Origin of the sequence: Pseudomonas typographi, from assembly GCF_014694385.1 — a bacterium.
Taxonomy (GTDB): Bacteria; Pseudomonadota; Gammaproteobacteria; order Pseudomonadales; family Pseudomonadaceae; genus Aquipseudomonas; species Aquipseudomonas typographi.
In genome coordinates, this window is the sequence record NZ_JAAOCA010000012.1 from 25080 (window position 1) to 48165 (window position 23086).

A 23086-nucleotide genomic window follows, 5' to 3' on the forward strand; every position below is an offset into this window, starting at 1 on the left:
ACCCAGATCCAAAGCGTTCCAGGAGCCACCCATGTACCTCGTCTGCGGCGAAGCGCTGTTCGATTTTTTCTCCGAGCCGGACACCGGCGACCTGGCCCACGTCAGTTACCAGGCCGTGGCCGGTGGCTCGCCGTTCAACGTCGCCATTGGCTTGGCGCGCCTAGGCACCGCCAGCGGCCTGTTGGCAGGGCTCTCCACGGATTACCTGGGCCAGCGCCTGGCCGGCCTACTCGAGGCTGAGGGCGTGAGCGAACGCTACGTGCAGCGCTTCGACGCCCCGACCACGCTGGCGATGGTGGCGCTGGGCGCCGACGGCTCACCGCAATACAGCTTTCGTGGCGAAGGCTGCGCCGACCGGCAGATCACCCAAGCCAGCCTGCCGGCGCTGGGTGATGACGTTCGCGGCCTGCACGTGGGGTCTTTCTCGCTGGTGGTCGAGCCAATCGCCACGGCCTTGGCTGCACTGGTTGCACGCGAGGCCGAGCGGCGGTTGATCAGCCTCGACCCGAACGTGCGGCTGAACCCGGCCCCCAGCATCGACACCTGGCGCGCGCGCATCGAGCCCCTGGCCAGCCAGGCGCACGTGATCAAGGTCAGCGATGAAGACCTGCACCTGCTCTACCCCGGCCAAAGCCCAGCGAGCATCGCCGAGCGCTGGCTCGGTGGGCGCTGCCAATTGGTATTCGTGACCCACGGTGGCGACGGCGCCGAAGTGTTCAGCCGCACGTTCGGGCGCTTCAGCGAAACCGCCAGCGCCGTGAATATCGCCGACACGGTGGGCGCCGGCGACACGTTCCAAGCCGCATTACTGGCTTGGCTGGCCGAACAAGGGCTGGACAGCCCTAACGGTTTGCAACAATTGCAGGCGGGGCAACTGCAGCAACTTTTACAGTTCTGCGTGCGTGCTGCGGCGATCACCTGCAGCCGCACCGGGCCGGATCTTCCGCGCCGCGCCGAGCTTTAACTTTTTTGTACTTTCGGCCCAGCGCAGGCCTTGCACCAAGGCGCTTAGCGAGGCTGCCAGTTCCATTGACCCGGTTAACAAATATTGTCGGATTGCCCGCGAGATACTATTCTATCGGGCAAATCCACCTATTAGCCGGAGCCTCATCATGTCCAGACTCGCCGAATTCCGCGCCGCGGAAAAAGCACTTCAAGAACAACTTGCCCAGTTGGAAGCGCTGAAAAACGACGCGGGCCTTAAAAAGGAAATCGAATTCGAGGAAAAGCTCAAAAAGCTGATGGACCATTACGGCAAGAGCCTGCGCGAGGTAATCGCCATCCTCGACCCGGGCAAGGTATCGAGCAAACCCGTGGCGGCGCCCAAGCAAACGCGCAAGCCGCGCGTGGTCAAGGTGTACGAGAACCCCCACACCGGCGAATTGATCGAAACCAAGGGCGGCAACCACCGTGGCCTGAAGGCGTGGAAGGCCGAATATGGCGCGGCCACCGTCGAAAGCTGGGTGCGCGGCTGAGGCGTTGGCCGGCGGCGCGGCCTTTCACAGATTTTTCACGGCCTGCGGTGCAGGATGAAATCTGCTGAAGGACCAGCGCCCCATATGCCCGCTTCGGCGGGCTTCTTATTTTTTAAATCTCGTTGTTTCCCCCTACATTCCCGACCCTGACCGGAGTTCACATGAGCCTTCATGCGCTGAACAACCTGCCGGGCGTTACCGCTGTACCGGATAGCGCCACCCAACACTTCGTGTTCAACCACACCATGCTACGGGTAAAAGACATTACCCGCTCGCTGGACTTCTACACCCGTGTGTTGGGTTTTAGCTTGGTTGAAAAACGCGACTTCCCCGATGCGGCCTTCAGCCTGTACTTTCTGGCGTTGGTCGATAAAACCCAGATTCCCGAGGGCGATGCCGCGCGCAACCAGTGGATGAAAGCCATACCGGGCATTCTTGAACTCACGCACAACTATGGCACGGAAAACGACGAGGGCTTCGCCTACCACAACGGCAACACCGAGCCGCGCGGTTTTGGCCATATCTGCGTGTCGGTGCCAGACATCCACGCGGCTTGCGCACGCTTCGAAGAACTGGGTGTGGAGTTCCAAAAGCGCCTGGCCGACGGCCGCATGAAAAGCCTGGCCTTTATCAAAGACCCAGACGGGTATTGGGTGGAGATCATCCAGCCGACGCCAGTGGCGGGTGCATAATTAGCCCCCCGCCCTTGGTGGGCTAGCGAATGGCCTTCCGGGGCACAGGCGGGCCTTTTATTCGGCATCGCTGGCTGCTACTGGAAGGCTCATCCAGGTTCAATCCCTAGCTATTTCACACGCTTTTTAGCGCTAGTGTTCGCCTCGTGGCGCCGATCGCCCTGCAGCGCTACCAAACTGGATTGCGAACCGAGTGCCGGTAAGCCTATCAGGTTTGCCGCTTCTAATCGCCTGGCCAAGCTCGATGTTGATGCAGCGGGCGATACCGATGGGGTGTCGTGGCGGAGGTTGTGCAATCTACGCTCAATATCGAATACTTTTCGTGCATGGCGGGCTTGTTGTAGGTTAAAGGGCTGAGATAGGTCTGGGTAAGGCGCGGCAGCATAGGCGGGTTTACCCGTCCTCCGTTCGGTTGCCGCTCCCGCTGCATAGGCCGCGAAGCCGGCATTTCGCTCGCGTTGCCGGGCGCCTCCACGTGCTGCCGCAGCTTGGTCTTATCGTTGAAGCTTTCCAGCCATCAGCATTGCTTGTCGGTCAGCCTCTGCTTCGTTGCGCCGTATGCTGTTTTGTGCGGCAACGGCTTGAAACGCCATCCCGGTGGTCACAATTGCGCTGACCAAGGCGTGTGTACGCTGCTCTCTTCCAGCCATGGCGGCCTGTTCACGCGCCCGCCTTTGCTGGTCGGCTTGCCGAGCGGCTTCCAGGGCTTTGTCGTTCGCCTGTTTCAATTGGGATAACGAGCTTTGATGGCCGCAGCTTCTTCACTGATTACCGTTCCGAGGCGCCGGCTATCGGCGTGGACACGCGGGTAATTGCCCACGACCACCGGCTGGGCAAGCGCCGTGCCTAGGGTAGAAAACTCCCGCTTGCCGGCCACGATCTCCATCTGTAGCAAATCGATGAGGGAAACATGCCCTCAAACGTTCCGGCGCCTGCTGATACGCATCGCCCCGATAGTAGGTGCCCCACAGGCTGTTCACTCGCCCCAGCCGCCACCCAACGCCGCGATCAATTCCACACTGGTCACCATTTGCGTGCTCACCAGGGTCAATAGGCTTTGCCGGGCGTTGAGCAGGGTGGCCTGGGTGGTGGCCACGTCCAGGTAATCGATTTTCCCCGCCTCGTATTGGTCGAGGGTGACCCGCGCCGATTCTTCCGCCGCCGCCACCTGGCGCTGGCGCACGTCGATTTCCGGTGCCTGGGTGCGCAATTGCACCAGGTAGTCCTCCACCTCGCCTAAGCCTGTGAGCACGGTTTGCCGATAAGTCGCTACCTGGGCGTCATAGGCCGCCTGGGCCTGCTCGACGCTGGCGCGGGTGGCGCCGAAATCCAGCAGCGTGCCGGTTAGCGAGGGGCCGATCGACCAGAAGCGGTTGGGCACGTTCACCAGGTGGCTGAATACCGAGCCCTGGTAGCCGCCGCTGGCGCTGAGGGTGAGGTCCGGGTAATACGCTGCGGTGGCAACACCCACCGCGGCATTGGCGGCCGCCACTTGGCGCTCAGCGGCAGCGATGTCGGGGCGCCGTTCCAGCAAGCGGCTGGGCAGGCCGACCGGGATGGCGGGCACGCGGTACTGCCACTGGGCGTCTTCGGCCAAGCTGAAGTCGGCCGGTGCCTTGCCGACCAACAAGGCGAGCGCATGTTCGTATTGGGCGCGCTGCCACTGCGCTTCGAGCAACGATGCCTGGGCGCCTTCAAGTTGGGTCTGGGCCTGGGCGAGGTCGGCGCGGGTCGACAGCTCGGCCTCGTATTTGTCGCGGGTTACGTCCACATAACGCTGGTAGGTGCGCACCGTTTCACGGTACAGCGCCATTTGCTGGTCGAGCAGGCGCAATTGGAAATAATCCTGGGCCAATTGCGCCTGCGCACTGAGCGTGGCCGAGGCCAACTCGGCGGCGCTGGCGTCGGCGCTGGCGCGGTTTTCTTCGAGCGTACGGCGCAGCTTGCCCCACAGGTCGGCCTCCCAGCTCAAACTGAGGGTGGCGCTGTGGCTGTTGTTGACCGCGCCCTGGCTACCCCCGCCGGTGCCATTTGAATAGGTACTGGCGGTGCCGCTGCCGGTTTGGCTGCGGGTGCTGTCAACAGTGGCCGCCAGGGTGGGCAGCCGGTCGGCCTGCGACCCCCGCACCAGCGCCAAGGCCTGGCGGTATTGGGCGGCGTAGCTGGCGACGTTCTGGTTGTTCAGGCTTACCTGCGCCAACAACGCCGCCAGGGTGGGGTCTTGGTACACCTGCCACCAGGGGCCGCGGGTGGCGTCGTCGTCGGGGCTGGCGGGCTTCCAACCGGCGGCCTCCTTGAACACCTGCGGCACAGCGGCATCGGGGCGCTGGTAATCCGGGCCCACGCTGCAGCCGCTGAGTACGGCCAGGGCCAGCAAGGTCGGGGTGAACGTTGAACAGCGTAACGACAGCATGGCATCAACCCTGGCGGCGGAAGCGGGAATTCCAGAGGCGCCGGGTGGCCCGGCTCATCCGGTCGAAATACAGGTACACCACTGGTGTGGTGAATAGCGTCAACAACTGGCTCAGTGCAAGGCCGCCGCAAATGGCCACACCCAGCGGGCGGCGTAAATCGGCGTCACCGCCGTGGGCGATGGCCAACGGTAAAGCGCCAAAGAACGCCGCCAAGGTGGTCATCAAGATCGGCCGCAAGCGCATGCGGCACGCTTCGATGATCGCCTGCTCGGGCGCCATGCCGTGCTCACGCTCAGCGATCAGGGCGAAGTCGATGAGCATGATCGCGTTCTTCTTGACGATGCCGATCAACAGCAAGATGCCGATCAAGGCAATCACCGTCAGTTGCATGCCGGTGATGTGCAGCAACAACAGGGCCCCGACCCCGGCAGACGGCAAGGTGGTGAGAATGGTCAGCGGGTGCACGTAGCTCTCGTACAACACACCCAGCACGATATACACCGCCACCAGCGCCGCGAGAATCAACCACGGCATGCTTTGCGCCAATTGCTCGGTGGCCTGGGCGGTGCCCGAATAAGTACCGTGCACGTTGCTGGGCAGGCCGATGTCAGCCAGTGCTTGCTTGATCGCCTGTTGCGCGTCTGCCAGCACCACGCCATCGGCGAGGTTGAACGCCAGGGTAGTGGTCGCCGCCTGGCCTTGGTGGGCCACCGCCAACGGCCCTTCGGAGGGGCCGAAGTGGGTGAAGGCCGACAGTGGCACTTGCGCACCAGCGGTGCTGACCACATAAAGCTGGTCGAGCACCTCCGGGCCTTGGGTGTAGTCGCTGGCCAAGCCCATCACCACGTAATACTGGTTAAGGGTGCGATACACCGTAGCCACATTGCGCTGGCTGAAGGCATTGTTCAGCAGCGTGTCGACGTCGTCTACCGTCACACCCAAACGCTGGGCGGCGGCGCGGTCGACGGTCAGCATTACCTGCTGGCCACCGGCCTGGGCGTCGGAATCCACCCCGGTCAGCTGGGGCAGGCGCTGCAGCGCCTGTTGCACCTTTGGTGCCCAGGTACGCAACAGCGCCAGGTCATCGGCCTGCAGGCTGAACTGGTAGCTGGCATTGGCGCTGCGCCCGCCGATGTGCAGGTCTTCGATCGGCATGCTGAAGACCTGGATGCCGGCGTGGTTGCTGTAGGTTTTGCTCAGGCGGTTGGCGATCACCTGGGCGCTGTCTTTGCGTTCGCTGTAATCTTTGAGGCGTATGAACAACTGCGCAGTGTTGCGCGAGCCGGCCATGCCGCTGCCGGTGGAGGCCATCACCGCCGCCACGTCCGGTTCTTTCGCCATCTTTTGGGCGATACTCAGCAGGTAAGGGCGCAGGGCCTGGTAAGAAATGTTCTGGTCCGCGCGGATGGCGCCCATCAGCACGCCGGTGTCTTGCGCCGGAAAGAACCCCTTGGGCACCATCGTGTACAGGTACACGGTCAATAGCAGCGTCAGCAGCCAGCCACCCAGGGTCAGTAACCGGTGGCGCAGCACCCGGGCCAGGCCGGCCATGTACCCTTGCTGCAGTGCACCCAAGCCGCGCTCGATGATGCGGTAGATCGCAGGGGCCTGACCGCTGCGCTGCGCAGGGCGCAAGAATGCCACGCACAGCACCGGCGTCACGCTCAACGACACCAACATCGACAGTAACAGCGCCACGCTCAGGGTCACGGCGAACTCACGAAACAACCGGCCAACGATGCCCCCCAGCAGCAGCAAGGGAATGAACACTGCCACCAGCGACAGGGTCATCGACAGCACGGTGAACCCCACCTCCTGGGCGCCCTTGAGCGCTGCGCGCAGCGGCCGCATGCCCTGCTCCTGATAGCGGGCGATGTTCTCCAGCACCACGATGGCGTCGTCCACCACGAAGCCGGTGGCGATGATCAGCGCCATCAACGAGAGGTTGTCCAGGCTGTAGCCCAGCACGTACATCACCGCGCACGTGCCCACCAACGACACCGGTAAGGCCACCGCCGGGATCAACGTGGCGCGTACATTGCGCAGAAACACGAACACCACCGCCACCACCAGCAGCACGGCGATCAGCAGCGTCACTTCGGTGTCATGCAGCGATGCACGGATGGTCGGCGAGCGATCGATCACTTTCACCAGTTGCACGTCACCGGGCAGCATGGCCTGTAGCTGCGGCATCAGCGCCGTGACTGCATCAATGGTGTCGAGCATGTTGGCACCGGCCGAGCGGGTCACGCCCAGGGTCACTGACGGTTGGCCGTTGTAATAACCGCTGACGTACACGTCTTCGACGGCGTCGTACACATTGGCCACGTCCTGCAGCCGTACAGCGTTGCCGGCGCTGTAGCCCACCAACAGGCCGCGGTAGTCCTTGGCGGTTTCCAATTGCTGGTTGCCATCGATCAGCCAGTTCTGCCCTTGCCCCTGCAACAGGCCCAGGGGTTTGTTACCGGTGGCGCTGTTGATCGCCTGGCGCACGCTGTCGAGCGAGATACCGGCATGGGCCAGTTGCTGCGGTTGCAGGTCTACCCGCACCGCCGGCAACGAACCACCACGCACCGACACCTGGCCCACCCCCTGGACCTGGGCGATTTTTTGTTGCAGCACGCTGGAGGCCAAGTCGTACAGCTCGCCGGCGCCACGGGTGCTGGAGGTGAGCGCCAGCATCAGCACCGGGCCGTCGGAGGGGTTGGCCTTACGGTAGGTGGGTAACGACTTCATGCTACTGGGCAGCAGGCTGCGCGCGGCGTTGATCGCCGCTTGCACGTCTCGCGCCGCGCCGTTGATGTCGCGGTTCAGGTCGAATTGCAACACGATGTTGGTCGAGCCCTGGGAACTGCTGGAGGTCATCTCGGTGACCCCGGCGATTTGCCCCAAGGCACGCTCCAGCGGCGTGGCGATAGTGGCGGCCATGGTTTCCGGGCTGGCGCCGGCCAGGCTTGCTTCGACCATTACCGTGGGAAAGTCCACCTGGGGCAACGGTGCCACCGGTAGCAGGCTGTAGCCCAGGCCACCGAGCAACAGCGTGGCCAGGGTCAGCAGCACGCAGGCGACAGGGCGGGCGATGAACAGCCGGCTGAGGTTCATCGGGCCGCCTTGCCTCCCAAGCGGGCCTCGAGCCGATCAGCCAGGCCGTCGAACATCAGGTAAATCACCGGTGTGGTGAACAGCGTCAGCACTTGGCTAATCAATAAGCCGCCCACAATCACCAGCCCCAGCGGCCGGCGCAGTTCGGCACCGGCGCCATCGGCGAACATCAGCGGCAAGGCACCCAGCAAGGCGGCGAAGGTGGTCATCAAGATCGGCCGCAAGCGCAGCAGGCAGGCGCGGTGGATTGCCGCTTGCGGGTCGAGGCCTTGCTGGCGGCCGTCGAGGGCGAAGTCGACCATCATGATGGCGTTTTTCTTGACGATGCCAATCAGCAGAATCACCCCGATCAAGGCAATCAGGCTGAAATCGTTACCGGTCACGATCAACGCCAGCAATGCACCGATGGCCGCCGAGGGCAAGGTCGAGAGAATGGTCAAGGGGTGGATGTAGCTCTCATAAAGCACACCGAGCACGATGTACATGGTCAGCACCGCCGCCAAGATCAGCCACAGGGTGTTGGCCGATGCTTGCTGGAACGCCGCAGCCGCGCCCTGGTAGCGTAACGTCACCGATGCCGGGGCCTGCACCTGTTGCATCACCGCGGCGATGGCCTGCTGCGCCTGCTCCAGCGCATAACCCTTGGCCAGGTTGAACGACACGGTGACCGCCGGAAATTGCCCCAAACGGCTCAGGCTCAAGGCGCCGGTGCGCTGGCTGATGCGGGCGATGTTGGCCAGGCGCACCATCTGCGGGGTGCTGGCCGAAGTGCTCGATGTGCTCGATGTGCTCGATGTGCTTGACGTGCTCGATGTGCTTGACGCGCTCGATGTGCTGCTGCCGGCGGTAGTGGCCGAGCTGCTGGCGGCCAGGTAGATGTGCTCGAACGCCTGCATCGACTGCTGGTAGCGGCCAGGCACCTGCAGCACCACGCGGTATTGGTTGGCCTGGGTGAAAATCGTTGAAATCAGCCGTTGCCCGAAGGCGTTGTACAGCGCCGTGTCGACGTCTTCGGCGGTGATGCCGTAGCGCGCCGCGGCTTGGCGGTCAAGGTCGACGTAAGCGACCAAGCCCTGGTCTTCGAGGTTGTCGATCACATCCGACAATTCCGGGCGCTGCTGCAACTTTTCCATCAGCTTGGGCAACAATGCGCTGAGGTTGGCGCTGTCGGCGTCATCCAGGGTGAACTGGTACTGGCTTGGGGTGAGCTGGTCGTCGACGGTCAGGTCTTGCGCCGGCACCATGTTCAGTTGCATGCCGGCCACGCTTTGGCTGGCCTTGGCCAAGCGGTTGATCACCGCGCTGGCGGTGTCGCTGCGCGCTTCAAAGGGCTTGAGCTGGATCTGCAAGCGGCCGTTGTTGAGCGAGGCATTGTTGCCGTCTACGCCGAGGGTCGAGGCCACTGACTCCACGGCTGGGTCTTGCAGCACGAGCTTGGCCATGGCCGCTTGGCGGCGAACCATTTCGTTGAACGACACATCCTGGGAGGCGCGGGTAAAGCCCTGGATCATGCCGGTGTCTTGCAGTGGGAAGAACCCCTTGGGCATCGCCAGGTACAGCACTGCGGTGAGCACGAACGTCGCCAATGCCACCAGCAGGGTCAGCGTCTGATGCCCGAGCACCCAGCCAAGCCCCCGGTCATAGGCGCCGACCAAGCGCTCGAATTGGTGCTCGCCCCAGCGCGCGAAGCGGCTCTGCTCCTGCGCCGGCACGTGGCGCAGCAGGTGCGCGCAGAGCATGGGCGTCAAGCTCAGCGAAATCAGCATAGACACGCCAATGGCCACCGCCAGGGTGATGGCGAATTCACGGAACAGCCGCCCGACCACATCGCCCATGAACAGCAGCGGTATCAACACCGCCACCAGCGAGAACGTCAACGAGATGATGGTGAAGGCCACCTCCCCGGCCCCCTCCAGCGCCGCCTGCATCGGTGTTTTGCCCTGTTCCAGGTGGCGAGAGATGTTCTCCACCACCACGATGGCATCGTCGATCACAAAGCCGGTGGCCACGGTCAATGCCATCAGGCTGAGGTTGTTCAGGCTGAAGCCGGCCAGGTACATCACCCCAAAGGTGCCCACCAGCGACAACGGCACCGCGACGCTGGGGATCAAGGTGGCGGTGAAGTTGCCCAGGAACAGGAACGTTACCAGCACCACCAGGCCGATCGACAGCAACAGTTCGACCTGCACGTCGTGCACCGAGGCGCGGATGGTTTGGGTGCGATCGGAAAGTATCGTCAGCGTGATCGTATCCGGCAGCGCCGCCTGCAACGCGGGTAATTGCGCCTTGAGGCTGTCGACCACCTGGATCACGTTGGCGCCTGGCTGGCGCTGCACGTTGATCAAAATAGCCGGCGCGCCGTTGGCGCTGGCCTGCAGGTAGGCGTTCTCGGCGCCGTCGCTGCTACTGGCGACATCACTGACCCGCAGCGCCGCGCCGTTTTCGTACTTGAGCACCAACTCGCCATACTGCTGAGCACTGCGCAACTGGTCGTTGGCATCGATGGTGATCGAATGCGCCGGGCCGTCGAAGCCGCCCTTGGAGCCATTGACGTTGGCGGCATTGATGGTGTCGTAAAGGTCTTCAAGGGTGAGGCCGTGGGCGGCCAGCGCGGCCGGGTCGGCGTCGATGCGCACCGCGGGCTGCTGGCCGCCGGCCAACGATACCAGCCCTACCCCGCTGATCTGCGAGAGCTTCAGGGCGATGCGGGTATTGATCAGGTCTTGCACCTGGGTCAGGGGTAGCGTGCTGGAAGTGGCCGCCAAGCTGATCACCGCGGTGTCGGCGGGGTTTACCTTTTTGTAGGTGGGCGGGTTGGGCAGGTCGTTGGGCAGCAGGCTGTCGGCGGCGTTGATGGCCGCTTGCACTTCCTGCTCGGCCTCATCCAGCGACAGGCTGAGGACGAACTTCAGGGTAATCACCGACGCCCCGGCAGAGCTGGTGGAGTACATCTGCTCAAGCCCGGCCATTTGCCCCAATTGCCGTTCCAGGGGCGCGGTCACCGAGGTTGCCAGCACATTGGAACTGGCCCCGGGGTACAGGGTAGTGACCTGAATGGTCGGGTAATCCACCTCCGGCAAGGCCGAGGTAGACAACAAACGGTAGGCCACGCCACCGGCGAACAACACTGCCAGCATCAGCAACACCGTGGCCACCGGGCGCTGGATGAACAGCCGTGATGGGTTCATGGGGCGAGCCCGGCGCCGGGTTCGCCCTCGCCCTGGGCTTCGACCTTGACCGTGATGCCGGTACGCAGGTGGTCGATGCCCCGGGTTACTACCTGCTCGCCAGCCTGCACGCCCTGGGTCACCGCCGTGCGCTCGGCGGCGCTGGGCCCGGTGCTGATGGTGCGCCGCTCGACGCTGCCATCGGCCTTGATCACATAGACGAAGCTACCATCACTGCTTAATTGCACCGCTGCCGAGGGGATGGTCACCGCTTGCTTGAGCGTGTCGGTTTGCAACTTTACGTTCACGAATTGATTGGGGTACAGCGCCTCGGCCGGGTTGGCGAACTCGGCCTTGAGCTTGATGCTACCGGTGGCGGTGTCGATCTCGTTGCTGATGAACTTCAACTGGCCTTGGGCGAGGGTCTGGTTTTGCAGTTGATCCAGCGCCAGCACCGGCAGCGCCTGGCCCTGGCGCACCTTGGGCAATAGCGCTGCCAACTGCGCCTGCGGCAGGCTGAACGTCACAGCGATCGGGTCGGTTTGGGTAACCGTGACAATCCCGCTGGTGTCGCTGCTGTGCACCATGTTGCCCGGGTCGACCAGGCGCAGGCCCACGTAGCCATCGATGGGCGAGACGATGCGGGCATATTCGAGGTTCAGCCGGGCGGCGTCTATCTGCCCTTGGTCGGCCTGCACCGCACCTTCGTATTGGCCTACGGCGGCAGCCTGGGTGTCCAGGTCTTGCTTGGCCAGCGATTGCTTGGCATAGAGGCTGCTGTAGCGCGCCAGGGTGAGCTTGGCGCTTTTAAGCAAGGCTTGGTTCTGCGCCAGGTCGCCCAGGTACTGGGCCAGGGTAGCCTGGTAGGCGCGCGGGTCGATCTGCGCCAGCAACTGACCCTTTTTTACTTTTTGCCCTTCGCTGAAGTACACCGCCATCAGTTGGCCATCCACCCGGCTGGTGACCGTCACCGAGGCGTTGGCCACCACCGTGCCCAGGGCCTGCTGGTACACCGGCACATCAGCCAGGGTGGCCTTGCCCACCGCCACGGTGACCGTATCGCCAGCGCCCCCCCGGCCGGGGAAGCCGCCAGCAGGCCCACCTGGCGGGCCACCACCCGGCGGGCCACCGCCAGCCACCTCGGTGTGATGGGCGGCGCGCCATAGGCCAAGGGCAATAAAGCCCAACAGGGCGGCGGCGGCGAGAGACAGAGTGATGTACAGCAGGCGCTTGGTCGGCTGGCTCATAGTTTCCGCAGCAACAGATCGGGAGGCTGGCTACGTTGGAATGCAAATGTGCAGGAACTATGGAGGGCCCCCCAAGGTGCCGAGATCGCGCCGATTTTGCCGGCACTGTACCGCTTCGGCGCGCCCCCGCCTCAAGAAACATTTTGAAACTACTGATGAAGAACCACTTCAGGTTTTTACTTTTTATTTACATTTAATTGACTGCCTGAGCACCTGGTGGGCAGGACACTGCCGGCATTTATATGAAGGATGCCGGCTATGACTAAGCCCGTGAAATTGCCCTTTTCGGAAAAATACGACCGCGCCCATGCACAGCGTTATTTTCACAAGCACCAGGCCAACCTGTCACGGCGGCTGTCGCACTACCGCGAGCTGCAATTGGCGCGCAAGGCCGTGGCGTTGGCCGGTGACCCAGGGCTGGTACTCGACCTGCCCTGCGGTGCCGGGCGCTTTTGGCCGATGCTCGCGGAAAAAACCGGGCGGGCGATCATCGGCGCGGACAACTCTGCCGGCATGCTCGACGCTGCCTGTACCTCGCAGCCGCCCGAGGTGGTGGCGCGGGTAAGCCCGTTGCAAACGTCGGCCTTTGGCATAGACCTACCCGCCAACGCCGTCGACAGCATCTTTTGCATGCGCTTGATGCACCACATTGGCGACCCGCAGAACCGCGCGACCATCCTCCAGGAGTTCCACCGGGTCACCCGCGACAGCGTCATCCTGTCGATGTGGGTCGACGGCAACTTCAAGGCCTACAAACGCCAGCGCAGTGAAGCCCGCCGCGTGGCCGCAGGCAAGGCGCGCGATTATCAGAACCGCTTCGTGATCCGCCGCGACGTCGCGGAGGCGGAATTCGAAGCGGCGGGGTTCCGCATCCAAAACCGCCTGGATTTCATCCCGCTGTATGCGATGTGGCGGGTGTATGTGTTGCGTAAGCAATAAGCGGCACGCTATGCGGCGGCCGCCTGCAAAGCCTAAGCGGCGGTCGCGCGCGCAGGCGCGCCTTGCCGCTTGGGCTTTGCAAGGCGCCGTCAGGCGCCGGGGCTGAGGGCCAGGTCCGCCAATTCCCGGTTGGCCACGGCATACATGGCATAGTCGGTCCCGCTGGCGCCGCGGATGTCGTCGAGCATCGCCCGCCAGCGCTGCACAGGCAGGCGATGCTGTTCAAGCCACAACGCCACCCGCTCATCCACCTGCCCAGGCGCATCGGCCATTTGCAATGCGGCGATGGTGATGGCCCGCTGTTGCAGGTCGAGGTCATCGCGGAACGCTTCGCGCGCCAAGGCTTGCCAGTTGCTTTGCACCGGCAAGCCACTGATCTGTTGCAGGTACCAGTTCAGGTCTAGCGCAGCGCCCATGGCGAAGTACGCCTTGGCCACCAGTGCCGGGTCCTGGCCGGTCACATCCGAAGCCTCGATGATCGGCAGCAGCGTGTACAGGTGGCTGGTGCCGGCGACCATGCGCGCCAATAATTCTGGCACACCGGCATCGACGTAAGCCTGGTAGCGTTGCGCCCACAGTTCGCGGGTTTGCCCTTGCAATAGCTCGTTGAGCTTAAGCCCCAGCGCCGCCAAGTGCGGCCCGAAGTGCGCGACGTCGCGGCCAGCATTCAGGTCGCTTCTGCGGTTGCGCAGGAACCAGCGGGTGGCGCGGCGGCCCAGGCGCATCAGTTCTTCCATCAGCTTGAGCTGGATATCGGCCGGCACCTGGTAATCCAGCGCTTCGATTTGGCGAAACCAATGCGGCAAATGGAAGATGTCCCGCACCACCACATACGCCCCGGCCACGCTCGCCGCGCTCATACCCGCGGATTCCTTCAACCGTTGCACGAAGGTAATGCCCATGGTGTTGACCAAATCGTTGGCGATCTGGGTGCTGACGATTTCCCGCTTCAGGCGGTGGCGGTGCATCGCTTCACGATAGGGCTGCGCCAGGCTCTGAGGGAAGGCGCTTTCGATGTCGCGGGCCAGGTAGTCGTCGTCGGGTACCGTCGACTTGAGCAGGGTTTCCTTAAGGTCGATCTTGGCGTAGGAAATCAGCACGCACAGTTCGGCACGGGTCAGCCCCTGGCCGGCTGCCGCGCGCTCGGCGAGCACGTCCTCGGCGGGCAGGAACTCGATGGCGCGGTCGAGTTTGCCGCGGCTTTCGAGGTCGACCATCAGCCGCTTGTACTCCGGCAACCGCTCATGGGCGCGGCGCGCCGCCAGCGACAGCGCCTGGGTTTGCTTGTAGTTGTTGCCCAACACCAGGTGCGCCACCTCGTCGGTCATGCTGCCCAGCAGTTGGTTGCGCTGCTTCTCGGTCATGTCGCCGGCGGCCACTGCTTCGTTAAGCAGAACCTTGATGTTCACCTCATGGTCGGAGCAGTCCACGCCGCCGGCGTTGTCGATGAAGTCGGTGTTGCAGGCGCCCCCGAGCAAGCCGAACTCGACCCGGCCCAGTTGGGTCATGCCCAGGTTGCCGCCCTCGCCCACCACCTTGCAACGCAGTTCGTTGCCATTGACCCGCAACCCGTCGTTGGCCTTGTCGCCCACGTCGGCATGGCTTTCCTGGCTGGATTTCACGTAGGTGCCGATACCGCCATTCCAAAGCAGGTCTACCGGGGCCTTGAGGATTGCGTTGAGCAATTCGTTGGGCGCCAAGCGGTCGGCCTGGATGTCGAAGCGGGCTTTGATCGGGGCGCTGATGGCGATGCTTTTGGCGCTGCGCAGGAACACACCGCCGCCCTCGGACATCACTTGGGTGTTGTAGTCGCTCCAGGCCGAGCGCGGCAGGTTGAACAGCCGCTGGCGCTCGGCGAAGCTGGCGGCTGGGTCGGGGTTGGGGTCGATAAAAATGTGTTGATGATTGAAGGCCGCCACCAACTGCAATTGGTCAGACATCAGCAGGCCGTTGCCGAACACGTCACCGGCCATGTCACCAATGCCCACCACGCTGATGCTTTGCTTTTGCACGTTCACGCCCAACTCGCGGAAATGCCGCTCTACCCCCACCCAGGCGCCGCGGGCAGTGATGCCCATGCCTTTATGGTCGTAGCCAGCCGAGCCACCCGAGGCAAAGGCGTCGCCGAGCCAAAAACCGTAGTCGATAGCGATGCCGTTGGCGATGTCCGAAAAGGTGGCCGTGCCCTTGTCTGCCGCCACCACCAGGTAGGGGTCATCGGCATCATGGCGCACCACGTTGGCCGGTGGCAGCACTTCACCCTCTTTGAGGTTATCGGTGATGTCGAGCAGCCCGGAAATGAACAACCGGTAACAGGCGATCGCCTCGGCCTGTACCTCGTCGCGGCTGCCACCGGCAGGCAAGCGCCGGGGCACGAAGCCCCCCTTGGCGCCGACCGGTACGATCACCGAGTTTTTCACCTGCTGCGCCTTGACCAGGCCCAACACCTCGGTACGGAAGTCTTCTTCGCGATCGGACCAGCGCAGGCCGCCACGGGCAACCTTGCCGAAGCGCAAGTGCACGCCCTCCACCCGGGGGCTATATACGAAAATCTCGAACTTGGGCACCGGCTTGGGCAGCTCGGGGATCAGCTTGGGGTTGAACTTGAAGCTGAAGTAGCCTTTGTTTTGGCCGGCCGCGTCGGGCTGGTAGAAGTTGGTGCGCTGGGTGGCCTTGATCAGCTCGAGGTAGCGGCGCAGGATGCGGTCTTCGTTGAGCACCTGCACATCGTCCAGCGCACCGAGGATGGCCTGCTCCAGGCGCTGCTGCTTGTCGTCCAAGTCATCGCCGGTGAGCTTGCGCGCCAGGTAGAAGCGGGTTTTGAACAGGCGGGTCAATTCACGCGCGATCGGCGCATGGTTGTTCAACGCCGCGGCGATGTAGCCCAGGTCGAAGCCCAGGCGGATTTGCTTGAGGTAGCGCGCATAGGCGCGCAACAACGCCACATCGCGCCACGGCAGGCCAGCGGTGAGTACCAAGCGGTTGAACGCGTCGTTTTCGGCATCGCCCTTGACGATGTGCACGAACGCATCCTGGAAGGTGTCGTTCAGTTGCTGCAGGTCGAGCTCGCGGCTATCGGCGCAGGTAAAGGCAAAATCGTGGATCCAGTACTCGCGCCCGCTCTTGTGGCGCAAGCGATAGGGGAACTCGCCGAGCACTCGCAAACCGAGGTTTTCCAAAATCGGCAGCACGTCCGACAGCGCCAACGGCTGGTCGGCCTGGTACAGCTTGCAGTGCAACAGGTGCTGGCCGCTCTGGGCCAGTGGCTGATAGAAACTCATCACCAGCGGGCGCGCATCGGCCAACGACAGCAAATGCTGCAAGTCGACCACCGCCGAATGCGGGGCGAAGCGTTCACGGTAGCCGGCCGGGAAGCCTTTGGGAAAGTCGGCCAGCAGGTGGGTACCTTGGGCTTCGCCGAAATTCTCGATCGCCAGGGCGTGGTAGTCGTCTTGCCATGAACGGCAGGCCTGCACCACTTCGCGCTCCAATTGCACCGGGTCGAGCTCCAGGCGCACCTTTGGGTCTACCCGCAAGATCAACTGCACTCGCGCCAGCACCGATTCGGAGAAGAACGTCCAGAACTCGCAATCGCTGGCCTTCAGGCGCTCCATCAGTACCTGTTGGATTTTTTGCCGCACCTCGGTGGAGTACACCTCGCGCGGCACATAAGCCAGGCAATAACAGAAGCGCCCGTAAGGGTCCATGCGCAGAAACACGCGGATCTTATTGCGCTCCTGGATCTGCACAATCGCCATGACCGTGCTGAACAGTTCATCCACCGGGGTTTGGAACAGGTCGTCGCGGGGCAACACTTCGAGCACCTGGGCCAGCTCCTTGCCCAGGTGCGCACGGGGGTCGAAGCCCGAGCGCCGTTCGATTTCGGCGACCTTGCTGCGCACGTAGGGGATGCGATGAACGCTTTGGCCATAAACGGCCGAGGTGTACAGGCCCATGAAACGACATTCACGCAGCACGCGGCCCTCAGCGTCGAGCTGGCGCACCGAGACGTAGTCCGGGTAGGCCGGGCGGTGTACCCGGCTGGGTTCGGCGGCCTTGGCGAACGAGAGCAGCAGCGGCGCATGCAGGTAATCCACCGCGTAGCCTTCCAGGTGCAAGTCATCGGCACCAAGGCCTGCGCGCAGCAAGCGGGCCAAACCGAGATAGGCGCTGTCGTCATAGACCAGTTGGCCGCCCTGGCCATCGGCATGGACCACGAATTCTTCATAACCCAGGAAGGTGAAGTGATTGTCGAGCAACCACTGCAGGAACGCCTTGGCCTCGTTCTTCTCGGCCGCCGACACTTTGGCATACGGCGTGGCGTCGACCAGGGCGAGCAGTTCCCCCACCTTGGCCTTCATCGGTTCGAAATCCTGGACTGCGGCGCGCACTTCTACCAGCACCTGCAGCAGTTCGTTGGCCAGCGCGGTCATCTGCGATGCATTGGCGCAGCGGTCGATCTCCAGGTACATCAGCGACTCATAGGCCACACCCGGCCCGGCGTCACCCTTGGGCAGCACTTCGAGCAACGCACCCGAGGCGTCACGGCGCACCGACAGTACCGTGGTTTGCAAGGTATGGATGCTGTAACCGCGGCGGTTGAGTTCGGTGCGCACCGAATCGACCAAAAACGGCAAGTCGTTGTGCAGCACTTCGACCACGCTGTGGGTAGACTGCCAGCCATGGCGTTCGTAGTCGGGGTTGTATACCCGCACCTGCGGCTGGCTGGCGTCGAAACGCTGCAGCAGGCGCCAGGCCGATAACGTACAGCCGGCCAAGTCAGGCAACCGGCGCTGGGTGAGTTCATCAAGGGAAATGATGCCGAAGAACTGCTCGGCGAACAGGGCTATTTGTGGCAAGGCCTGCTCACTGACATGTTGCGCCAGGACCGCTCTCAGTTGCTGCTGGAAGTCGGCTTTGCTGGCCGCGGTGAAGAACGCCATCAATGGATTACTCCGCTGGGGATTATTTTTGATCGAGTGTGGTGCGCCAGGCGCCATGTTGCGCGTGCGCCTGGATACCCCACCCGGAGCCTCGCTGCGCGGGGCCCATCAGTTACCCATGATCTTGTTTTGATCAAGGCCTGGTAGAGAGTTCCTTTTATAGGGCCATGAAACCGGCAGTGGCCCTACAAAAGCCGCCCAGCTTAACGAGGCGCTTGCAACAGGGTCTTGCGCTGGCGCGACAAATTCGGTCATCGCCGTGTTGTACGACCTCCGCCCCCTCTCGACAGCCTGCCGGGCTCTTGGCAAACTCGGCTGCCACACTGCATGTCACCAACCGTCGGCCTTCGGGAGCCATGGCGGTACGCCGTGTGTCCAATCGTCGGTCCTTTGCCGCTCGCGAGCCACCATGCCCTTGCACTGCTTCATGTTCAGCATCGCCGCCGGCGGGTTACGCCAAGCGCGGGCGCGGCCGCACCCGGGCGGTGCCCATGCGACCCTACATCGAAAACGGTGGTAAGCCCTTGAGCCCCCCCGTACACGACCCCACACACGCCACGATGGGCCGCGAGCGCCCACTCGGCCACCGCTTGGTGGTGGCCACGCTGTGTTTTTGCCTGTTGTTCACGGTCGCCACGGTAAGCCTTCGCACCTGGTTCGCCTGGCATTCGGGGCGGGCGAACATGGCCGCCGAGCTGAACCTGGTCGATCAAATATTCCAGGGGCCGTTGGCCAAGGCCGTGTGGGAGTTGGACAGCGACAGCTTGGATGCCCAGCTCGACAGCGTAGCCCAGGCCGCCCCGGTCGGCCGGGTGACCTTGCATATCGCGCGGCCCGGCCGCGATGATGAAGTATTGCTGCGCCAGCGCGCCGCTTTCACTGGCGTGGGCGCGGCACCGGCGCTGCTCAAGGAGTTAGCCGTCAGCCCGTACCCAGGTGCCCACTTGGTCGTCGGCACGTTGTTTTTGGAAGGTGACCCCAACCTGCTATGGCATCGCCTGTGGCGAGAGCTGGCCTTTATCATCACTACCCAACTGGTGCAATCGGTGGCGCTGGCGGGGCTGATCATGATGATGTTCAACCGCCTGGTCACCGTGCACGTGCGGCATATCGCCCGCCACCTGGGCGAACTGACCCCACAGACGCTGGGTACGCCGCTGCGCCTGGAACGCCTGGGTACGCGCAACGACGAACTCGACCTGTTGCAGAACGGCATCAACCACTTGCAAGCCAGCATGGGCACCTACCTGGCACGCCAGCGTCGCGCCGAGCAGGCGCTGGCCCACAGCCGCGACCAACTGGCCGAACAGGTAGACGCCCGCACCGCCGAACTCAAGGCCGCCAACGCCAGCCTACACGCGTTGTCGCGCCACGACCCGTTGACTGGCCTCGCCAACCGCCGTTATTTCGACGAAGTCAAAGAGACCGAATTTCGCCGTGCCGTGCGCAGCGAGCAACCGCTGGCGGTGCTGATGTGCGATGTCGACTACTTCAAGGCCTACAACGACCACCACGGCCATGGGCAGGGCGATGAATGCCTTAAGTTGATCGCGGGCGTCATGCAGCACTTGTTCAACCGAACCGGCGAGCTGTGCGCTCGCCTGGGCGGGGAAGAGTTCGCGGTGGTGTTGCCGTCGCATAACAATGCCCAGGCGCGGCTGGCGGCAGAACGCTTGCGCCAAGGGATCGTGGCGTTGGCCCTGCCCCACGGCGCGTCGCCCGTGGCGCAATGGGTGACACTGAGCATCGGCATCGCCCAGTTGGATGCGACCATGACCGGTTTCGACCAATTGCTGCAGCGTGCCGACCAGGCGCTGTATCGCGCCAAGGCCGACGGCCGCGACCGGGTACACTCGTAAAAGCAGCCGGGGCCACGACGCTTGGCCCGCGGCGGAATTACAATGCCGGGCGCAATTGCTCCAGCAACCAGGCATGCAGTACCGGGTCACCGGCGGCCACCACCGCGCCGCCGTGCTGGGCGGTGCCGCCGTCCCAGGCGGTCATGCAGCCACCGGCGGCTTCGATGATGGGTATCAATGCCTGCACATCATAGGGCTTGAGGTTGTCTTCGATGACCACATCGACCAGGCCCATGGCGAGCATGCAGTAGGCGTAACAGTCGCCGCCGTAACGGGTCATGCGCGCTTGGCCGCTAAGGGTATCGAACACCGCCTTGCGGCTGGGGATGTCGAACAGTTGCGGCGAGGTGCTCATCAGCACGGCGTCGGCCAGGCTCGCGCAGCGGCGCGTGTGCAACCGCTGCTCGCCGAGCCAGGCGCCTTCGGCGCTGCCCACGAAGCGTTCGCCGGTGAACGGCTGGCTCATCACCCCCAGCACGGGCCGGGTGCCGTCGTTCAGGGCGATCAACGTGCCCCACAGCGGCAGGCCGGTGATGAAGGCGCGCGTGCCGTCGATGGGGTCCAGGACCCAGGTCAGCGGCGAACTGCCCGGCTCCTCGCCGTACTCTTCACCGAGAATGCCATGCTCGGGGTAGCGCGCGTGAATCAACGCGCGCATCGCCTGTTCGGCGCCCTTATCGGCCAGGGTCACCGGGTCGAAGCCGCCCTCAAGCTTGTTTTCCACCGCATGGCGAGTGCGAAAGTGCGGCAATGCGGCGTTCGCAGCGGCCTGTGCCAAGGTTTCTGCAAAGGCGCGCAATTCGGCGAGGGGCAAGGGCATGGCGGGTCTCCAACGATTCGTGCGGGCATGCTGCCTGAAACTGCTCAGTGCGCCAAGGCCCTGCCCAAGGTTTCGATATTGCTGCGGGAAAACCCCAGGTAAGTACTGGCCGGACCACTGGCGGCCAGCGCATCGGAATACAACGTACCACCCATACGGGCGCCGCTTTCGCTAGCCACCTGCTGGAGCAGGCGAGGGTCGGCAATGTTCTCCAGGAACACTGCCTTGATATGCTGCTCGCGGATTTGCCGTACCAGGTTAGCCACATCTGCCGCGCTCGGCTCGCGCTCGGTGGAGATGCCCTGCGGGGCGATGAACTGGATACCATACGCCTGGCCCAGGTAACCGAAGGCGTCATGGGAGGTGACGATGCGCTTGTTGCCCGGTGGCAAGCTTTCGAAGGTGTGCTGGGCCAGCGCCAGCAGCGCGTCGATGTTGGCCACATAGGCGTCATGGTTACGCTGGTAGGCCGCGGCGTGGACAGGGTCCACGTGCTGTAGGCCATGCAGGATGTTCGCCGCATAAATGCGCGCATTGGCCAGGCTGTTCCAGGCGTGCGGGTCGGGAACGGTCTGGCCGCCTTCTTTCAGGGTACGCGGTAGCACGCCTTCACTGGCCTTCACCTGCCGGGCGTGGGTTTCACTGCTGGCGATCAGGCGGTCGAGCCACGGCTCGAATTGCAGGCCGTTTTCCACGATCAAGTCGGCTTGCTGCACATGGCGCCCATCGGCGGGGGTGGTTTCGTAGGTGTGGGCGTCCGAGTCGGGCCCAACAACATTGGTAAGCTCAATGTCCTCGCCACCGATCTGCTGGACCATATCGGCCAAAATGCTAAAGCTGGTCAATACCTTGACCGGTTCGCCCTGGGCCGCCAAGGGCAACACGAGGGCAAGCAATAACAGCGCGCAGCGCATGGGCGTTTCCTTACTACAGGGGAATAGGTTGGCGCGAGCGCTGCAGCACACCGTGCACAGGCCCGACCAAAACAGACAGCACATAGAACGCCCCGGCCACCACCACAATGGCAGGCCCACTGGGCAAGGCCAGGTGGTAAGACAGCAACAGCCCCAGCCACACCGCCAACCCGCCCAGCAGCGCCGCCAGCAGCAGGCGCCAGGGCAGCCGGCGGCTCCAGAAGCGCGACGCCGCCGCCGGCAGGGTCATCAAGCCCACCATCATCAGCGCCCCGATGGCCTGGAACCCCACCACCAGGTTGAGCACTACCAGGCCCAGGAACAGCCCGTAGGCCCAGGGCCCCACGCGGCTTACGCTGCGCAGGAACAACGGGTCAAGGCAATCGAGCAACAGCGGCCGGTACAACGGCACCAGCAGCACCACGCTGAGCACCGCCACCAACACCATTGCCTGCAAGGTCGCGGCATCCACCGACAACGCTGAGCCGAACAACAGCCCAAGCAAATCCAGGCGCCTGCCGGCCAAGCCCAGCAACAGCACGCCACTGGCCAGTGAAATGGGGTACAGCGCCGCCAAGCTTGCGTCTTCACGCAGGCCCGTGTTGCGGGTCACCCACGCCGCCAGGCCCGCCACGCCCAGCCCCGCACCCAGGCCGCCCAGGGTCAGGGCCGGCAGCGACAACCCCACCAGCCAGAACGCCACCGCCGCGCCGGGAAGAATGCCGTGGGCGATGGCGTCACCGATCAGGCTCATGCGCCGCAGCATCAGCAACACCCCGAGCGGCGCCGCGCTCATGGCCAACGCCACACCGCCAAACAACGCCTGGCGCATGAAGGCGAACTCCATGAACGGTTGCCACAACGGCGCAAGCATCAGGCCACCTCGTACAGTTCGGCCCGCTCAGGCGCCAATGCCAGGCAGTGCCGGGCATGGCGGCGCACAGCCGCCGCGTCATGGCACACCACCAACAGCGTGCGGCCCTGGGCCTGCCACGCCCGCAGGTGTGCCCACAGCAACGTTTGGCCGGCGGCATCGAGGTTGGCCTCCGGCTCGTCCAGCAATAACAGCGGTGCGTCGGTCAGGCTCATACGCGCCAGCAGCGCACGTTGTAGCTGCCCACCAGACATCGCCTGCAAACTCAACCCCGCCAAACCATCGAGCTGCCACGCCGCCAACGCCGCTTGCAAGCGCTCCGCCTTCTGTGCGCGGGCCAGGCGCTGGCCCCAGAAGCCTGCCGCCACCAGTTCACCCAGGGTGATAGGAAACTGCCGGTCGATGGCGTGTTGCTGCACCAGGTAGCCGACCGGCCCGCGCGCTACCTGCAAAGTGCCGGCCAACGGCCGTTGCAACCCCGCGAACACCTTGAGCAAACTGGTTTTGCCGACCCCGTTGGCACCGGTTACAGCGGTGAAGCTGCCGGCGGGCAGGTGCACGATCAGGGGTGGCGTCAGCGGTTGCCGGGCTGGGCCCCATAGAAGGGCGTGGCAATGGATCATCATGAACAGCCTGCGCT

The 23086-nt window shown here is 63.8% G+C and carries 16 protein-coding genes; 6 read left to right on the forward strand and 10 right to left on the reverse strand.

What is annotated here, in order from left to right:
* The first annotated feature begins 31 nt into the window (after positions 1–31).
* The 4 genes from HAQ05_RS11045 to HAQ05_RS11060 all read left to right on the forward strand — a co-directional run bounded on the left by HAQ05_RS11045 (position 32) and on the right by HAQ05_RS11060 (position 2904).
* Positions 32–964, forward strand: coding sequence for a carbohydrate kinase family protein (locus tag HAQ05_RS11045; RefSeq protein ID WP_190420369.1), 933 nt, complete (start codon positions 32–34; stop codon positions 962–964).
* 148 nt (positions 965–1112) lie between these two features.
* Positions 1113–1475, forward strand: a complete 363-nt coding sequence (locus HAQ05_RS11050) for a histone-like nucleoid-structuring protein, MvaT/MvaU family (RefSeq protein ID WP_190420371.1) — start codon at positions 1113–1115, stop codon at positions 1473–1475.
* Between the two features lie 161 nt (positions 1476–1636).
* On the forward strand, positions 1637–2167 hold the full coding sequence (gloA, locus tag HAQ05_RS11055) for a lactoylglutathione lyase (protein ID WP_190420372.1): 531 nt from the start codon (positions 1637–1639) through the stop codon (positions 2165–2167).
* 500 nt (positions 2168–2667) lie between these two features.
* Entirely contained in the window at positions 2668–2904 is a 237-nt protein-coding gene (locus tag HAQ05_RS11060; protein ID WP_190420374.1) for a hypothetical protein, read from the forward strand.
* Here HAQ05_RS11060 and HAQ05_RS11065 read toward each other — a convergent pair.
* From HAQ05_RS11065 to HAQ05_RS11085, 5 genes are all read right to left on the reverse strand, one after another.
* Positions 2892–3053, reverse strand: coding sequence for a hypothetical protein (locus tag HAQ05_RS11065; protein ID WP_190420377.1), 162 nt, complete (start codon positions 3051–3053; stop codon positions 2892–2894). The genes HAQ05_RS11060 and HAQ05_RS11065 overlap by 13 nt on opposite strands.
* Positions 3054–3143: 90 nt before the next feature.
* Complete coding sequence (locus HAQ05_RS11070) at positions 3144–4580, reverse strand: efflux transporter outer membrane subunit (RefSeq protein ID WP_190420379.1); 1437 nt, start codon at positions 4578–4580, stop codon at positions 3144–3146.
* A 4-nt stretch (positions 4581–4584) separates the two neighbouring features.
* Positions 4585–7683, reverse strand: coding sequence for an efflux RND transporter permease subunit (locus tag HAQ05_RS11075; RefSeq protein WP_190420381.1), 3099 nt, complete (start codon positions 7681–7683; stop codon positions 4585–4587).
* The gene (locus tag HAQ05_RS11080; RefSeq protein ID WP_190420383.1) at positions 7680–10871 is read right to left on the reverse strand and encodes an efflux RND transporter permease subunit; all 3192 of its coding nucleotides are present in this window, start codon (positions 10869–10871) and stop codon (positions 7680–7682) included. The genes HAQ05_RS11075 and HAQ05_RS11080 overlap by 4 nt, the downstream gene beginning before the upstream one ends.
* Entirely contained in the window at positions 10868–12097 is a 1230-nt protein-coding gene (locus HAQ05_RS11085; RefSeq protein ID WP_190420386.1) for an MdtA/MuxA family multidrug efflux RND transporter periplasmic adaptor subunit, read from the reverse strand. The genes HAQ05_RS11080 and HAQ05_RS11085 overlap by 4 nt, the downstream gene beginning before the upstream one ends.
* 258 nt (positions 12098–12355) lie before the next feature.
* On the opposite strand from HAQ05_RS11085, the gene HAQ05_RS11090 reads away from it, so the two are divergent.
* Positions 12356–13036 (forward strand): class I SAM-dependent methyltransferase, encoded by a 681-nt coding sequence (locus tag HAQ05_RS11090; protein WP_190420388.1) that lies wholly within the window; start codon positions 12356–12358, stop codon positions 13034–13036.
* A gap of 89 nt (positions 13037–13125) precedes the next feature.
* Here HAQ05_RS11090 and HAQ05_RS11095 read toward each other — a convergent pair whose 3' ends face one another.
* A complete protein-coding gene (locus tag HAQ05_RS11095) occupies positions 13126–17979 on the reverse strand; it encodes an NAD-glutamate dehydrogenase (protein ID WP_190420390.1) in 4854 nt (1617 codons plus the stop codon).
* 491 nt (positions 17980–18470) lie between these two features.
* Here HAQ05_RS11095 and HAQ05_RS11100 point away from each other — a divergent pair, with 491 nt between their 5' ends.
* Positions 18471–19838, forward strand: coding sequence for a GGDEF domain-containing protein (locus HAQ05_RS11100; protein WP_338050192.1), 1368 nt, complete (start codon positions 18471–18473; stop codon positions 19836–19838).
* 37 nt (positions 19839–19875) lie between these two features.
* Here HAQ05_RS11100 and hisN read toward each other — a convergent pair whose 3' ends face one another.
* Genes hisN through HAQ05_RS11120 form a run of 4 tightly spaced genes read right to left on the reverse strand, consistent with a single transcriptional unit; the run spans position 19876 to position 23069 of the window.
* Positions 19876–20658, reverse strand: a complete 783-nt coding sequence (hisN, locus tag HAQ05_RS11105; RefSeq protein ID WP_190420392.1) for a histidinol-phosphatase — start codon at positions 20656–20658, stop codon at positions 19876–19878.
* A 44-nt stretch (positions 20659–20702) separates the two neighbouring features.
* Positions 20703–21572 (reverse strand): metal ABC transporter substrate-binding protein, encoded by an 870-nt coding sequence (locus HAQ05_RS11110; RefSeq protein ID WP_190420394.1) that lies wholly within the window; start codon positions 21570–21572, stop codon positions 20703–20705.
* Between the two features lie 13 nt (positions 21573–21585).
* A complete protein-coding gene (locus HAQ05_RS11115; protein WP_190420396.1) occupies positions 21586–22446 on the reverse strand; it encodes a metal ABC transporter permease in 861 nt (286 codons plus the stop codon).
* Positions 22446–23069, reverse strand: a complete 624-nt coding sequence (locus HAQ05_RS11120; RefSeq protein WP_190420603.1) for a metal ABC transporter ATP-binding protein — start codon at positions 23067–23069, stop codon at positions 22446–22448. The genes HAQ05_RS11115 and HAQ05_RS11120 overlap by 1 nt, the downstream gene beginning before the upstream one ends.
* Between the last annotated feature and the right edge of the window lie 17 nt (positions 23070–23086).

Excerpts from the sequence above, each read along its gene's own strand:
- HAQ05_RS11075 (WP_190420381.1), bottom strand. The coding sequence starts at position 7,683 with ATGAACCTCAGCCGGCTGTTCATCGCCCGCCCTGTCGCCTGCGTGCTG.
- gloA (WP_190420372.1), top strand. The coding sequence starts at position 1,637 with ATGAGCCTTCATGCGCTGAACAACCTGCCGGGCGTTACCGCTGTACCG.
- HAQ05_RS11085 (WP_190420386.1), bottom strand. The coding sequence starts at position 12,097 with ATGAGCCAGCCGACCAAGCGCCTGCTGTACATCACTCTGTCTCTCGCC.
- HAQ05_RS11065 (WP_190420377.1), bottom strand. The coding sequence starts at position 3,053 with ATGGAGATCGTGGCCGGCAAGCGGGAGTTTTCTACCCTAGGCACGGCG.
- HAQ05_RS11100 (WP_338050192.1), top strand. The coding sequence starts at position 18,471 with ATGCGACCCTACATCGAAAACGGTGGTAAGCCCTTGAGCCCCCCCGTA.
- HAQ05_RS11050 (WP_190420371.1), top strand. The coding sequence starts at position 1,113 with ATGTCCAGACTCGCCGAATTCCGCGCCGCGGAAAAAGCACTTCAAGAA.
- HAQ05_RS11070 (WP_190420379.1), bottom strand. The coding sequence starts at position 4,580 with ATGCTGTCGTTACGCTGTTCAACGTTCACCCCGACCTTGCTGGCCCTG.
- HAQ05_RS11095 (WP_190420390.1), bottom strand. The coding sequence starts at position 17,979 with ATGGCGTTCTTCACCGCGGCCAGCAAAGCCGACTTCCAGCAGCAACTG.
- HAQ05_RS11120 (WP_190420603.1), bottom strand. The coding sequence starts at position 23,069 with ATGATCCATTGCCACGCCCTTCTATGGGGCCCAGCCCGGCAACCGCTG.
- HAQ05_RS11090 (WP_190420388.1), top strand. The coding sequence starts at position 12,356 with ATGACTAAGCCCGTGAAATTGCCCTTTTCGGAAAAATACGACCGCGCC.
- HAQ05_RS11115 (WP_190420396.1), bottom strand. The coding sequence starts at position 22,446 with ATGCTTGCGCCGTTGTGGCAACCGTTCATGGAGTTCGCCTTCATGCGC.
- HAQ05_RS11080 (WP_190420383.1), bottom strand. The coding sequence starts at position 10,871 with ATGAACCCATCACGGCTGTTCATCCAGCGCCCGGTGGCCACGGTGTTG.
- HAQ05_RS11045 (WP_190420369.1), top strand. The coding sequence starts at position 32 with ATGTACCTCGTCTGCGGCGAAGCGCTGTTCGATTTTTTCTCCGAGCCG.
- HAQ05_RS11110 (WP_190420394.1), bottom strand. The coding sequence starts at position 21,572 with ATGCGCTGCGCGCTGTTATTGCTTGCCCTCGTGTTGCCCTTGGCGGCC.
- hisN (WP_190420392.1), bottom strand. The coding sequence starts at position 20,658 with ATGCCCTTGCCCCTCGCCGAATTGCGCGCCTTTGCAGAAACCTTGGCA.